This window comes from Mycobacterium sp. 012931 (assembly GCF_000419295.1).
Taxonomy (GTDB): Bacteria; Actinomycetota; Actinomycetes; order Mycobacteriales; family Mycobacteriaceae; genus Mycobacterium; species Mycobacterium marinum.
The window spans coordinates 2,979,508-2,993,873 of record NZ_AOPX01000001.1 but is presented as its reverse complement, the minus strand read 5'-3'; the positions used below and the strand labels follow the sequence as shown (position 1 = coordinate 2,993,873).

The following is a 14,366-nucleotide window of genomic DNA, read 5'->3' as shown; positions in this document are numbered from 1 at the left end:
TCACTTCCTGGCGATGTAGTAGTTGTTCAGCGGGTCCGACTCGATCTCGGCCACCGTCACGTCCTCGAATCCGGCGTCGGCCAGCATCTTGGTGGCCAGCTGGCTGCCCCACACCGTCCCCAAGCCGACGCCGTCCAGCGCCAGCGACACGGTCATGCAGTGCATCATCGAAATTGTGTACAGGTAGGTGCTCATCGGGTTGCCGACGTTGTCTTCGAGTCGGCTCGACGCCTTGACGTCGACCATCAGCAGCACGCCGCCGGGCCGCAGCGCGCGGTAGATGTTCTCCAGCACGCGCGCCGGCTGCGCCTGATCGTGAATGGTATCGAAGGCGGTGATGACGTCGTAGACCCCGACATCGTCCAGGGTGGTCAGATCCCGAGATTGAAAGGTTGCGTTGGACAGGCCGCGACGCTGCGCCTCCTGGGAGGCAGCCGCGATGGCTGGCTCGGAGAAGTCGATGCCGGTGAACCGGCTTTTCGGAAATGCCTGCGCCAACAGGTTGACCGCGTGACCGCTACCGCAACCGAAATCGGCCACCTCCGCGCCGGCCTGCAAGCGTTCGGGAAGGCCCTCGACCAGCGGCACAATCACGTCGACCAGCGCACTGTCGAATACCTCGCCGCTCATCTCGGCCATCAGCGTGTGAAAGCGCGGGTATTGGGTGTAGTGCACACCGCCCCCTTCCCGGAAGCAGGCGATCACCTTCTGTTCGACCTCTCCGAGCAGTGAGATGAATTGCGTCACGCGGGCCAGGTTGTTCGGGCCGGCGGCCCGCGTCAGCATGGCCGCGCGATGTTCGGGCAGCGAATATGTGGCCGTCTCGGCGTCGTACTCGATCACCTGCCCGGCCGTCATCCCGCCCAGCCATTCCCGCACATAGCGCTCGTCGAGGCCCACCGCCTCGGCGATTTGGGCGCTAGTGGACGGCGGCAATTGAGAAATGACATCCAGCAGCCCGGTCTGATGTCCGACACTGAGCAAGATCGTCAAACCGGCGCTGTCGATGGCCGCGACAATTCTGCCGCCGAATTCCTCCGTGGTTTCGGTTCCGCCGTCGATTGCCGTCATGCTCAGCGACGCTACACCGGCATCGCCGCCCGTCGGGCCGGCTATCGAGACCAAAGCTCAACGCAATATGGGCGCCGCGAGCGCAGGCGCGGCGCAACCGCCGCGAATGCCGAACAGTAGGTTAGAGGCCATGAGTCAGACAGTGCGCGGCGTAATTTCCCGGAAAAAGGGCGAACCCGTTGAATTGGTGGACATCGTCGTCCCGGATCCCGGGCCCGGCGAAGCCGTCGTCGATATCAGCGCTTGCGGCGTTTGTCACACCGATCTGACCTACCGCGAGGGCGGCATCAACGACGAGTACCCGTTCCTGTTGGGCCACGAGGCCGCGGGCACGGTCGAAGCGGTTGGGCCCGGGGTAACCAACGTGGAGCCAGGCGATTTCGTGATCCTGAACTGGCGTGCGGTGTGCGGCCAGTGCCGGGCCTGCAAACGGGGCCGGCCGAGCTACTGTTTCGACACGTTCAACGCCGAGCAGAAGATGACACTGACCGACGGCACCGAACTCACCCCGGCACTGGGCATCGGGGCATTCGCCGACAAGACGCTGGTGCACTCCGGCCAATGCACCAAGGTTGATCCCGCGGCCGACCCCGCCGTGGCGGGCCTGTTGGGTTGCGGGGTGATGGCCGGACTGGGCGCCGCGGTCAACACCGGTGGCGTCACCCGCGATGACACCGTCGCGGTGATCGGTTGTGGCGGCGTGGGTGATGCCGCCATCGCCGGTGCGGCGCTGGTCGGAGCCAAGAAGATCATCGCCGTCGACACCGACAACACCAAACTGGAGTGGGCGCGCGCCTTCGGCGCCACCCACACCGTCAACGCCCGCGAACTCGACGTCGTCGAAACGATCCAGGACCTCACCGGCGGCTTTGGGGTCGACGTGGTGATCGACGCGGTCGGCCGGCCCGAAACCTGGAAGCAGGCGTTCTACGCTCGCGATCTGGCCGGAACCGTTGTCCTGGTGGGGGTTCCCACCCCCGACATGCGGCTGGACATGCCGCTGGTGGACTTCTTCTCCCGCGGTGGCGCGTTGAAGTCGTCCTGGTACGGCGATTGCCTACCCGAGCGCGACTTCCCCACCCTGATCGACCTCTACCTGCAGGGCCGGCTTCCGCTGGACAAGTTCGTTTCCGAGCAGATCGGTCTGGGCGGTATCGAGGAGGCATTCGAGAAGATGCACGCCGGCAAGGTGCTGCGCTCGGTGGTGGTGTTGTAGTGGTTCACATCGACCGGGTGGTGACCCACGGAACCTTCGAACTCGACGGCGGCAGTTGGGAAGTCGACAACAACATCTGGCTGGTCGGCGACGACTCCGATGTGGTGGTCTTCGACGCCGCCCATCAGGCGGCTCCGATCATCGAGGCGGTCGCCGGCCGCAATGTGGTTGCGGTGGTATGCACCCACGGCCACAACGACCACGTGACGGTGGCTCCCGAACTCGGCGCGGCACTCGACGCTCCGGTGCTGCTCCACCCCGGCGATGAGATGCTGTGGCGGATGACCCATCCGGACAAGGACTTTCGCGCTGTCTCTGACGTTGAGACGCTGCGGGTCGGCGGTACCGAGCTACGCGCACTGCACACTCCGGGCCACTCCCCGGGATCGGTGTGCTGGTACGCCCCGGAGCTGGATGTGGTGTTCAGCGGGGACACGCTGTTTTGCGGCGGACCCGGCGCGACGGGACGCTCGTTTTCCGACTTCCCGACCATCCTGCAGTCGATATCCGAACGGCTGGGCAAGCTGCCCGGCGACACCGTCGTGCATACCGGCCATGGCGACAGCACCACCATCGGCGACGAAATCGTGCACTACGAAGAATGGGTGGCCCGCGGCCACTAGGGCGCAACAGGTCAAACGCTCACCGAAATCGGCAAGCAAGCCACGCGCCCGCGCGACGCCGGCTATCTGCCGTCGAGGATCCGGCGTTTCTCGCTCTGGAATTCCTCCTCGGTCAGCGCCCCCGAATCGCGCAACGCCGCCAGCGTCTTGAGCCGCTCCAGCCTGATCCCGTCGTCGCTGGGCTCGTAGGCCGTCCTGGGCGGATCGCTGGGGTGGGAAGCCAGGACGGGTGCTTCGGCAAAGTAGGGGCTGGCCGGCGACGCCGATGCGGCCGGGCGGCTGCGGCTCAACCACACCACCGAAAGCACCAAGTCGATCAGCCCGACGCCGAACATGGCGACGAAAACCCACACCAACCAGCCATACGAACTCTGGTGCCCGAACGCCAGCCGGGGGTTGATGTATCCGCCGACCTCACCGTCGGTCGTGACGCGGTAGGTGGCCTCGACGGGAACGCGGACCATCCATACCCGTACGTGGGCGTCGTTGTTGACCGTCGTTGTGCTGCCGATACTTTCGGTTACCTCCGGTTGCGGTACACCGTCGGGCGGACTGATCGAGATCCCCAACGGCGGCACCGGCAGGCCAACGCCGTTGGTGCCGCCGATGACCAGCGTGTGCAGGCTGACGGTGACATCTCCGGCCGGCAAATGCACGCTGCCCGAACCGGGGATCGCCACCTCGCCGTACGCGTCGTACTTGTCCAGGAAGAACGCGTTGAGCACCAGGGTGACGATGAAGCCGGCCACCGACACCACCAACGTGAGGATGGCGACGGTCAGCGAAAACTTGGCGACCCGTCTGCTAGTCATGCACGCAGTGTGTCACGCATTCGATAGCGGCGAAGCCCAGCTGAGCCGGCGTATCCCGCCAGCACCACCAGGGCCGTCACCGGCACCCAATCCCCCAGTCGTCGATACAGCGTGTCGCGCGAACCCAGCTCGATGCTGTCCACCGTCACGCCCGCGAAGTCCGACGGGCACCACGCCAGCCGGCGTCCCCGGGCGTCGAAGGCCGAACTGTCACCGGACAACCCGGCGTGCACCGCGGGTCGCCCCACTTCGACGGCACGCACCGCGGGTTGGCTGGCCAACTGCGGCTGCGCCCAACTCCCTTGAAACGACGAGGTGGAACTCTGGAATGCCAACAACTCGGCGCCCAGCAGCGCTTCGCGTCGGGCCAGATCGGAAAACGTCGTCTCGTAGCTGATCAGCGGTCCGATGGCCAGCGGTCCGGCATGCAGCACCACCGGGCCGGTTCCCCGCCGCCGGTCCTCCGCGGCGGCCTTGGTGCCCTGGGTGATCCAGCCAACCAACCGCCGCAGCGGAACGTATTCACCAAACGGCACCAAGCGGGTCTTGCGGTAGCTGCCCGCCACGCCGTGCTCACCGAGCAGCACCGACGACTTGTAGATGCCCCCGCCCGGTGCCCGCGCATCGACATTGACCAGCAGATCCGCGCCAACCCGCGCGGACAGGTCCGCCAGCCGGGCCAGGTCGCCGGGATGGTCGGCCAGGTCGTGGCCGACGCTGCTTTCCCCCCAGACCACCAGGTCCGGCCGTTGACCCACCAAGCCGGCGGTCAGTTCTTCACCGGCCGCCTGGCGGGCCGTCGAGTCGGCGATGGGGCCCGGCTGCACCAGCGCCACCCGAATCGCCGGACCCGCAGCGGGAGCTGGGCCAACGAGGTACCACAGCGGTCCGAGGCCCACCCCCGCCACCGCGCAGCCCAGCAGCACCAGCCGGGGCAGCCCTCGGCCCACGATGCCGGCCACGATGGCGGTATTGACGGCCATCACCAGAAAGCTGGTCAGCCACACCCCGCCCACCGATGCCGACGCCAGCGTGTAGGGCTGGTTCCATTGCGACGCACCCAGCGGAGCCCACGGACCGCCCAATGGCGGCCAGGACCGCGCCGCTTCTGCCACCACCCAGGCGCTCGGTACGACGGCCAGTGCCCCAGCCGCGCGGGCGGCGGAAAGCGGTGCCGACAGCAGGCGGTGCGCAACCCAACCCCACGGCAACCACAACGCGCCCATTCCGAGAGCCAACAACGCCAGCAGCGGGCCGATGCTGGCGGCCAACCAGTACTGGTTGGCCAGCACGAAGCCGGCAACACCGCAACCGGCCCGCACCGCACCATCGCCGGACGTCGCCGCTGCCCGCACCAGCAGCAGCAGCGGCACCAGCGCGAACCAGGCCAACCACCACCACGATGGCGCCGGGAAAGCGAGCGCGGGTAGCGTGCCGAGGGCCAATGCTGCCGTCCACCCGAAAGCACGCCGCCGGAGCGCTCTCGGGTGCGGGACCATGGGCTAAAGCATGCCGCTCCGACTCGCGGATAGCGGGGAAAAGCGCACACTGGACAGCAACACCGGAAAGGGAGTGATACGCATGGCCAGCGATCTCATCGCCACCGTGCCCGATCTGTCCGGAAAACTCGCGATAGTCACCGGAGCCAATAGCGGGTTGGGTTTTGGGCTGGCCCGGCGGCTGTCGGCGGCGGGCGCCGATGTGGTGATGGCAATCCGTAACCGCGCCAAGGGCGAGGCGGCGATCGAGGAGATCCGCAGTGCCGTGCCCGATGCCAAGTTGAGTATCAAAGCGCTCGATCTGTCCTCGCTGGCGTCGGTAGCCGCATTGGGTGACCAGCTCAACTCCGAGGGCCGCCCGATCGACATCCTGATCAACAACGCCGGCGTCATGACTCCGCCCGAACGTGATACCACCGCCGACGGCTTCGAATTGCAGTTCGGCAGTAACCATCTCGGACACTTCGCGCTGACCGCGCACGTGCTGCCGCTGCTGCGCGCGGCGCAAGGCGCGCGGGTGGTATCGCTGAGCAGCCTGGCGGCCCGGCGTGGCCGTATCCACTTTGACGACCTGCAGTTCGAGAAGTCATACGCTGCGATGACGGCATACGGTCAATCCAAGCTGGCGGTGCTGATGTTCGCGCGCGAGCTGGACCGTCGCAGCCGGGCGGCGGGTTGGGGCGTGATGTCCAACGCGGCGCACCCAGGACTGACCAAGACCAACCTGCAGATCAGCGGGCCTTCGCATGGGCGGGAGAAGCCGGCACTGATGCAGCGGTTCTACACCACCTCATGGCGTTTCGCTCCGTTCCTTTGGCAAGAAATCGAAGACGGGATCCTGCCGGCGCTCTACGCCGCCGTTACACCGCAGGCCGAGGGCGGTGCTTTCTACGGCCCGCGGGGCTTCTATGAGGCGGCCGGTGGCGGTGTGAGGGCGGCCAAGGTGCCCGCTCGTGCTGGCAATGACGCTGACTGCCAACGCCTTTGGGAGGTTTCCGAACGTCTCACGGGTGTCGGTTACCCCACGTCGAGCTGACATGCCACGGGAGATCAGGCTGCCGGAGTCAAGTGTGGTGGTCCGGCCGGCGCCAATGGAAAGTGCGACCTACAGCCAGTCGTCAAGACTACAGGCCGCGGGCTTGTCGCCGGCCATCACGCTGTTCGAAAAGGCCGCCCAAACCGTGCCGCTGCCCGATGCACCGCAACCGGTCGTCATCGCCGACTATGGGGTGGCCACCGGCCACAATTCACTCAAGCCCATGATGGCCGCGATCAACGCACTTCGCCGGCGCATCCGCGAAGATCGCGCAATCATGGTGGCGCACACCGAGGTACCGGACAACGATTTCACTGCCTTGTTCCGCACCTTGGCCGATGACCCGGACAGCTACCTGCACCATGACTCGGCGAGCTTCGCATCGGCAGTCGGCAGGTCGTTTTATACCCAGATCCTGCCCAGCAATACGGTGAGCCTGGGCTGGAGTTCATGGGCGATCCAATGGCTTAGCCGAATCCCCGCGGGGGCGCCGGAACTCACCGATCACGCGCAAGTCGCCTACAGCAAAGACGAGCGAGCGCGCGCGGCATACGCGCACCAGGCCGCCACGGATTGGCAAGACTTTCTTGCCTTCCGGCGGCGGGAGCTGTGTCCGGGCGGGCGATTGGTGGTGCTGACAATGGCGCTCGACGAACACGGCCACTTCGGCTATCGACCGATGAACGACGCGCTTGTGGCGGCGCTCAACGATCAGGTGCGCGACGGGCTGCTGCGCCCAGAAGAGCTGCGACGCATGGCGATACCTGTGGTCGCCCGGGCCGAAAAGGACCTGCGCGCTCCGTTTGCGCCGCGCGGCTGGTTCGAGGGTCTGACCATCGAGCAGCTCGACGTGTTCAACGCCGAGGACCGGTTCTGGGCCGCCTTCCAATCAGACGGCGACGCAGAGGCTTTCGGAGCGCAGTGGGCCGGCTTCGCCCGGGCGGCATTGTTCCCCACGCTCGCGGCCGCGTTGGACTGCGGGACCGGCGACCCTCGCGCAACCGCGTTCATCGAGCAGCTGGAGGCTTCCGTCGCCGACCGGCTGGCAAGCCAGCCCGAGCCGATGCGGATTCCGCTGGCATCGCTGGTGCTTGCCAAGCGCGCCTGATCGCGGTAGCGCGCGTTTCGACCCGGCACCGGGATGGGTAACCGGAGCAGAGGGTCGGTCACAACCGCAACTAACTGCGCAGGGAGCAAGAGCCATGACTGCAGCCCAAGATCAGCCGGCTGACCAACATGAGGAGCCGGATCGTTGCGACAACATCGAGCCGGACCAAGGCGCCCAAGACAAGGCCGCCGAGATGATGACTGCCTATGAGGACCGGCCGACGCTGGTGTTACCCGGTTCCGGCAAGACCATCACCGGGACCGCGGTCAACGACTGGCTCGACGAAAACGGCGACCCCAAAGCCGCCGGTGACCGGAACGCCCCAGCGGCGAAGGCCAAAGACGTCGCCACAGCAGGCAAGGCCGACGGGACCGGCGAGTGGAGCGCCGAAGAAAACTACGCCCAAGACAAGGCCTACAACGAGCGCGTCCTCAAGGATGCCGCCAGCTGAACGCCGCGGGGCGGTCGCTCACCTCATTGACCGTTTGCCGCCTGGGGCGCAATTACTTGCGGCGCAATGACCTGCGGCGCGATGACTTGGCCGAACCCGGGAACTCCCGGCACCTGAGGCACCTGAGGTATCTGCGGCACCTGCGGCACCTGCGGGAAACCGATTCCCGGGATCTGCGGGATGGGCGGAATCTGGGGAATGGGCGGGATCGGGGGCGGCGTGGGCAGTTGCTGTGTCGCCGGCGCCTGCGTGGTGGGCGGCGCCTCGGTGGTGACCGGCGGCTGGGTGGTTGCCGGCGGCGCCTCGGTGGTGGCCGGAGGCTGGGTGGTGACCGGGGCTTGTGTGGTTGAGGGCGGCGGTGCCTCGGTCGACGGCGGCGGGGGCGCCTGCTGTGTCGGCGGCGGCGCCGGCTCCTGGGAGGCAGGTGGCTGAGTGGACGGCGCGGGCGCGGAAGTTCCGGCATCGGTCACCGGTGGCACGGCTGCGGGGGCCGAGGTGGGCGGGGACGTGGTCGCTTCGGGCGAGCGAGTCGCCGGCTGTTCTCCGGAGCTCAGCGCGATCGCGACCGCGGCGCCGACGAGCAGCACCGCAACCACCGTTGCGACGATGATTACTCCGGGCAGGCGGTACCACGGGATCACCACGGACTTGGGCGCCGGCTCCGCCCGGGCATTCTCTTCAAAGGTCAGCTGGGGCCGCGCGGAGGTGTAGCCGGAAGCCCCCGAATAATCGTCGCCGACCACCGGCATCGCCCGGGATTGGTCGTCGGCTTCCGACCATGCCAAAGCGGGCTGCAACGCCGACACCGGCGCGTCGGCCGCCGCGACCGCCCCGACGTCTGGGTCCAGCGGCGCCATCGCGGTCTGGGTCATCGGTGCCGCTGAGGTCAACACCGTCGCACTGGAATCACCCGGTCCCCGGGCAGCCCGCAGCGCCCCGCCGGTCGCGGCTGTCAGCTGCGGGCGGGGTGCGGTAATCACCGGTACGCCGAAGCGCCCCGACAGCGTTGTGGTGACCGACGGGATATTGGCGCCACCACCGACGGTGACGATGGCGACCGGGTCCGCGGCGGGGACGCCGGCGCGCTGCAGCGTGTGTTCGACAACGCGGGCAAATCCATCGAGCGAATCGCGGATCGTCTCGTCCAACTCGTTCCTGGTGAGCCGAACCTCTCCGCTTACCCCGGGCAACGCGTCAGACAGCGTGGCCACCGTGCTGAGGGAGAGCTGCTCCTTGGCCTGGCGGCACTCGGCGCGCAACCGGTTCAATGAGCCGATCGCCGAGGTCCCCGACGGATCGAAAGAACCCGTCGCCGGCATCTCGGACATGACGTAGGTCAACAGCGACTGATCGATCAGATCGCCGGAGAAATCCGGGTGCCGCACCGTTGCACCCAGGGGCTGATATTCGCCGGAGGCGTCGGCCAGCGTGATGCTGGTACCGCTGCCACCGAAATCGCAGACCGCGACGACGCCGCGGGCCGGGATGCCAGGGTTGGCACGCGCGGCGAACAACGCCGCCGCGGCGTCCGGGATCAGCAGCAGAGGCTGCCCCGCCGGCGACCATTCCGGAACCCGGCCCAATGCGGCGCCCAATGCGTCTACCGCGCTCGTGGTCCAGTGAGCGGGATAGGCGACTGCGGTACTGGCGGGCAGGGTGTGACCGCCGGTGGCCGTATATGCCAACGCCCGCAACGCATCGGCCACCAATGCCTCGCTGCGATGCACCGACCCGTCGGCCGCGACGATGCCGATCTGGTCCCCGACGCGGTCCACGAAGTCGCTGATCACCAAACCGGACTGATCCAGCCTCGGGTTCTCCGACGGCAGTCCGATCTCGGGTGGACGCTGTCGGTACAGCGTCAGTACGGGCTTTCGCAGGATGGCGCTATCGGCGGTTACCGCCGCCAGATTGGTGGCACCGATCGATAGACCCAGCGCGGGCCGTGCTCCCTCTGCCATCTAGTAAGTCCCCATGTCCGGCGGCACGCCACCCGCCTAACTCAAATTCTGTCGATAGAACCTATAGCCAATCTCTGCGCCAGCTATGCGCCAGCTGTATAAGCACTTCAACGCCAAGCAATCGACGCAGGTCAACGGATTGTGCCCGCGCCTGGAATCAGCGGCAGGTCGAGCGCGGTGACCCAGCCCGGCGGCAAGTCGTTGACGGCAGGCACCGCATTGAGCGCCCGCATGCCGGTCGCCAGACACCCGGCGGTGGCTGGATCTCGCCCGGAACCGTCGGTGAACCGGAACGCGGTCTCCTGGAAGATGCTGGGAGTTCCTTCGATATCCACCCGATAGACGTCGTCGTCGTGGCCGGAGGGCCAGTCCGGCGCGGCATCGTGGCCGATGCGGTTGACGTGTTCCAGTTGGATGCGGGTTTCGCCCTGATAGACCCCATTGATGGTGAACCGCACCGCGGCCACGTGGCCCGCTTTGATGAGGCCCTTGGCCGACTTGCGCTCGGTGGGGGTCACCCACTTTTCCCAGGTGGTAGTGATCTCATCGAGCATGATCCCGGCGGCATGAGCGATCATCGGCACGGTGGCGCCCCACGCGAAGATCAGCACGTCGCGGTTTTCCAGCATCGGGCTGAATTCGGGCTCGCGGCCGATGCCCATCTCTTTTTCGTAATCGCCCTCGTAGTTCGTGTAGTCCAGCAGTTCGGAGGCCCGCACACGCCGGACCTCCGAACACAAACCCATCAGGGTCATGGGAAACAAGTCGTTGGCGAATCCCGGGTCGATGCCGGTGGTGAAGCACGACGACTCCCCCAACGTGCAAGCCTCGGTGATGGGCTGAATCCACTGCGGCGGGTTCAGGTGCATCGTCGGCCAGATCCACGGCGTCATTGCGGTCGAGCAGACGTCGATGCCGGCCCGCAGGAAGCGCGTGATGAGTGAGATGTTGTCCTGCGCGTGCATCGCCGTCGGGCCGTAATGCACCAGCGCGTCGGGCCGCAGCGCGATCAGCGCGTCGACATCGTCGGTGGCGCTGATTCCCACCGGCTCGGAAAGTCCGCAGATTTCGCCGACGTCGCGCCCCACCTTGTCAGGATTGCTGACACCAACACCCACCAGCTCAAACAATGGATGCTTGACGATTTCGGGAATCACCATCCTGCCCACGAAGCCGGTGCCCCAGACGACCACTCGTTTCCCGCCACTTTGCGACATAAACGGCCACCTCCCTGACTACGTCACACTAAGCGCGATCGGGGGCGACATCTAGCATCAGGGCTCACATTTGGGTCTTCAACGAGTCCGCTCGCTGTTCTCGGGCACCAAACGCACTCGTGCCGGCGGGGCGGGAGCCCAACAAACCACTTACATGCCGTCCTACCTGATGACACTATGGAAAACCATGACCAGTCGATTGGCAGCCAGACCCATGCGCCGTCTCAGCGGACCGGCGATTCTGCTCGCTATCGGTGTCGGCGTCGCAGCCACCTGCGGCGTGGCGAACGCCGACCCGTTTCAGCAGGTCCGCTATGAAGTGAGCGGCCCGGGCGTCGCCGAGTTCGTCTCGTACCAAACCGCCAAGGGCCAGCAGCGAGCGACCAACATCAACCTGCCCTGGTCGTCGGAGTTCACCGCCTTCGGCGGGCAGGTTTTCGTGCTCAGCGCCCAAGGGCAGGGCAGCATTACCTGCAGGATTCTGGTTGACGGCAGCGTGGTGACCGAGCAGACCGGGACCGGAACGCCCGGACACACCGTGTGCACACACTGACCCACCGCATGCGGTGGCTCCGCACCGCCACGTTGTCGCCGCCAGCGGTTTAAGCTCGCCAGTGTCACCCCTTCAACGACGAAGCGGAGACGTAGGAGAAGCACGATGGACCTCAGCACGAACCTCAACACCGGCCTGCTGCCTCGGGTTAACGGGACACCGCCACCGGAAGTCCCACTGGCCGACATCGAACTTGGTTCGCTGGAGTTCTGGGGACGCGATGACGACTTCCGCGACGGCGCTTTCGCGACCTTGCGCCGCGAAGCCCCCATCTCCTTCTGGCCCCCGATCGAACTCGCCGGACTCACTGCGGGCAAGGGGCACTGGGCGCTGACCAAGCACGACGATATCCACTTCGCCAGTCGGCATCCGGAAATCTTTCATTCCAGTCCCAACATCGTGATCCACGATCAGACACCGGAGCTGGCCGAATACTTCGGCTCGATGATCGTGCTCGACGATCCGCGCCACCAGCGCCTGCGCTCGATTGTCAGCAGGGCGTTCACCCCGAAGGTGGTCGCCCGCATCGAAGCCTCGGTGCGGGAGCGGGCCCACCGGTTGGTCGCAGCCATGATCGAGAACCATCCCGACGGGCAAGCCGACCTGGTCAGCGAGCTCGCCGACCCGCTGCCTTTGCAGATCATCTGCGACATGATGGGGATTCCCGAAGAAGACCACGAGCAAATTTTTCATTGGACGAACGTGATTCTCGGGTTCGGCGACCCCGACCTGACTACCGATTTCGATGAGTTCCTTCAAGTTTCGATGGCCATCGGCGGCTACGCCACCGCGCTGGCCGATGATCGTCGGGTCAACCACCACGGCGATCTGACGACCAGCCTGGTGGAAGCCGAGGTCGACGGCGAGCGGTTGTCCTCGTCGGAGATCGCGATGTTCTTCATCCTGCTGGTGGTCGCCGGCAACGAAACCACCCGCAATGCGATCAGTCACGGAATGCTGGCGCTGTCGCGCTACCCCGACGAGCGTGCCAAGTGGTGGTCGGACTTCGACGGTTTGGCCGCGACCGCGGTCGAGGAGATCGTGCGATGGGCTTCGCCGGTGGTCTATATGCGCCGAACGTTGAGCCAGGACGTCGACCTTCGGGGCACCAAGATGGCGGCCGGCGACAAGGTCACCCTGTGGTACTGCTCGGCGAATCGCGATGAGGAGAAGTTCGCCGATCCCTGGACGTTCGATGTGACCCGCAACCCCAATCCGCAGGTCGGCTTCGGTGGTGGAGGTGCCCATTTCTGCCTGGGCGCAAACCTGGCCCGCCGTGAAATCAGAGTTGTATTCGACGAATTGCGCCGGCAAATGCCTGACGTCGTCGCGACCGAGGAGCCGGCACGGTTGCTGTCACAGTTCATTCATGGCATCAAACGGCTACCAGTCGCGTGGAGCCGTTGACTGCGAAGCCGTTTGCCGGTAGGCCTATTCAGCATGGCCGAGGTCGATGTATGCGTGGTGGGTGCGGGGTTCGCTGGCCTGACCGCCGCGCTTCGGCTGAAGCAGGCCGGTCACTCGGTGGCATTGCTGGAGGCTCGGGACCGGGTTGGCGGCCGAACCTTCACCGTGGTGCGTGAAGACGGGTCGTGGATCGACAAGGGCGGCGCGTGGATCGGCCCCACTCAGCACCGAATCTATGCGCTGATGAAGGAATTCGGAGTCGCGGCGTTCAAGCAGTACACCGACGGCGAAGCCATGATGGTTGTCGATGGCAAGCAGTACCGCTACCAGGGCACGATCCCGCGGACCCTGAGCCCGTTGGCCTCGATGAATCTGGGCACAGCCATGTTCGAAATCAGCCAGATGTGCAAGACGATTCCACTCGAGGCGCCCTGGGAAGCCAAGCGAGCCGCGAAATGGGACCGAATGACCCTGGCCCAGTGGCTGCGCAACAACGTCAAGTCCAAAGCAGCGCACGACCTCCTGGAAACGGCGATCGCCGGCTGCTACACCTCCGACGCCTCGGAGGTATCGATGCTGTTCGTGCTGTACCAGATGGCCTCGGGCGGTGGGCCCGGCTTCGTGCTGGGCAGCAAGGGCGCCGCACAAGACGCCCGGCCGATCGGTGGCATGGGCGCCGTTTATGGGCCGATGGCCGCCGAGCTGGGCGACGCGATCCACCTGTCCCAACCGGTCCGATCGATCACCCAGGATTCCGGCGGCGTGACCGTGCAAGCCGAGGGGCTAACCGTGCGGGCGAACCGAACGATCGTCGCGGTTCCGCTCGCGATCGCCAGCCAAATCGTTTATGAACCAATGCTTCCCACCGATCGGTCATTTCTGCACCAGCGGATGCCCAGCGGCGCGGTTGTCAAGATCTCCGCCGTCTACGACGAGCCGTTCTGGCGTGCCGATGGATTGTGTGGCCAAAGCGCCGCGCCGACATCGCTGGCTACGCTGACCATCGATGCCAGCCCCAATAGCGGGACACCGGGGGTGCTGTGCGTGGTGATCGAGGGGCCGGTCGCCCGGCAATACGAGCGCCTCGACGACGACGGTCGACGTCAGGCGGTGCTCGCCGCCCTGGTGGAACGCTTCGGCGCCAAGGCCGCGAAGCCGATCGACTACTTCGAGCAGAACTGGAGCCGTGAGCGCTACTCCGGCGGTGGGATGCTCAGCCATACTCCCCCGGGTGTGCTCACCCAGTTCGGTCATGCGCTGCGCAGGCCGTGCGGCCGGATTCACTGGGCAGGCACCGAGACCTCGGCCAAGATGTGCGGCTGGATCGATGGCGCCATTCGCTCGGGCGAGCGCGCGGCCAGCGAAGTAATGGCGAACCAGACGATGACCATGGCCAGCGACTCATGACCTGG

General features: G+C 66.1%; 13 protein-coding genes. 8 read left to right on the top strand and 5 right to left on the bottom strand.

Going from position 1 to position 14,366, the window contains the following annotated elements; translation table 11 throughout:
- Positions 1-1,062, bottom strand: a complete 1,062-nt coding sequence (locus MMSP_RS13245; protein ID WP_085981931.1) for a class I SAM-dependent methyltransferase — start codon at positions 1,060-1,062, stop codon at positions 1-3.
- A 139-nt stretch (positions 1,063-1,201) separates the two neighbouring features.
- Between MMSP_RS13245 and MMSP_RS13240 the strand changes: the two genes are divergently transcribed.
- Together MMSP_RS13240 and MMSP_RS13235 are read left to right on the top strand one after the other, a co-directional pair.
- The gene (locus MMSP_RS13240; protein ID WP_011739474.1) at positions 1,202-2,287 is read left to right on the top strand and encodes an S-(hydroxymethyl)mycothiol dehydrogenase; all 1,086 of its coding nucleotides are present in this window, start codon (positions 1,202-1,204) and stop codon (positions 2,285-2,287) included.
- A complete protein-coding gene (locus tag MMSP_RS13235; RefSeq protein ID WP_012394998.1) occupies positions 2,287-2,910 on the top strand; it encodes an MBL fold metallo-hydrolase in 624 nt (207 codons plus the stop codon). The genes MMSP_RS13240 and MMSP_RS13235 overlap by 1 nt, the downstream gene beginning before the upstream one ends.
- Before the next feature lie 62 nt (positions 2,911-2,972).
- On the opposite strand, the gene MMSP_RS13230 is transcribed toward MMSP_RS13235, so the two are convergent.
- Both MMSP_RS13230 and lnt read right to left on the bottom strand, forming a co-directional pair.
- Positions 2,973-3,722, bottom strand: a complete 750-nt coding sequence (locus MMSP_RS13230) for an SHOCT domain-containing protein (protein WP_020725705.1) — start codon at positions 3,720-3,722, stop codon at positions 2,973-2,975.
- A complete protein-coding gene (gene lnt / locus MMSP_RS13225) occupies positions 3,719-5,221 on the bottom strand; it encodes an apolipoprotein N-acyltransferase (RefSeq protein WP_174524128.1) in 1,503 nt (500 codons plus the stop codon). Before lnt ends, MMSP_RS13230 begins: the two co-directional genes overlap by 4 nt.
- An 82-nt stretch (positions 5,222-5,303) precedes the next feature.
- Between lnt and MMSP_RS13220 the strand changes: the two genes are divergently transcribed.
- The 3 genes from MMSP_RS13220 to MMSP_RS13210 all read left to right on the top strand — a co-directional run bounded on the left by MMSP_RS13220 (position 5,304) and on the right by MMSP_RS13210 (position 7,816).
- Positions 5,304-6,257: an SDR family oxidoreductase gene (locus tag MMSP_RS13220; RefSeq protein ID WP_012395001.1), complete on the top strand. Its 954-nt coding sequence runs from the start codon at positions 5,304-5,306 to the stop codon at positions 6,255-6,257.
- Position 6,258: 1 nt separating this feature from the next.
- Positions 6,259-7,365, top strand: coding sequence for an SAM-dependent methyltransferase (locus MMSP_RS13215; protein WP_036426490.1), 1,107 nt, complete (start codon positions 6,259-6,261; stop codon positions 7,363-7,365).
- Between the two features lie 94 nt (positions 7,366-7,459).
- Entirely contained in the window at positions 7,460-7,816 is a 357-nt protein-coding gene (locus MMSP_RS13210; RefSeq protein WP_015356275.1) for a hypothetical protein, read from the top strand.
- A gap of 23 nt (positions 7,817-7,839) precedes the next feature.
- Here MMSP_RS13210 and MMSP_RS13205 read toward each other — a convergent pair whose 3' ends face one another.
- Positions 7,840-9,777 carry an Hsp70 family protein gene (locus tag MMSP_RS13205; protein WP_020787020.1) on the bottom strand — a complete coding sequence of 646 codons (1,938 nt, stop codon included), beginning with the start codon at positions 9,775-9,777 and terminating at the stop codon, positions 7,840-7,842.
- Positions 9,778-9,908: 131 nt separating this feature from the next.
- A complete protein-coding gene (locus tag MMSP_RS13200; RefSeq protein ID WP_015356278.1) occupies positions 9,909-10,994 on the bottom strand; it encodes a dihydrodipicolinate reductase related protein in 1,086 nt (361 codons plus the stop codon).
- 214 nt (positions 10,995-11,208) lie between these two features.
- Between MMSP_RS13200 and MMSP_RS13195 the strand changes: the two genes are divergently transcribed.
- The 3 genes from MMSP_RS13195 (at position 11,209) to MMSP_RS13185 (ending at position 14,361) form a co-directional block, all read left to right on the top strand.
- A complete protein-coding gene (locus MMSP_RS13195; RefSeq protein WP_012395006.1) occupies positions 11,209-11,547 on the top strand; it encodes an MmpS family transport accessory protein in 339 nt (112 codons plus the stop codon).
- Positions 11,548-11,652: 105 nt separating this feature from the next.
- The gene (locus MMSP_RS13190) at positions 11,653-12,954 is read left to right on the top strand and encodes a cytochrome P450 (protein WP_020787019.1); all 1,302 of its coding nucleotides are present in this window, start codon (positions 11,653-11,655) and stop codon (positions 12,952-12,954) included.
- A 33-nt stretch (positions 12,955-12,987) separates the two neighbouring features.
- Entirely contained in the window at positions 12,988-14,361 is a 1,374-nt protein-coding gene (locus MMSP_RS13185) for a flavin monoamine oxidase family protein (protein WP_012395008.1), read from the top strand.
- Positions 14,362-14,366 lie beyond the last annotated feature (5 nt).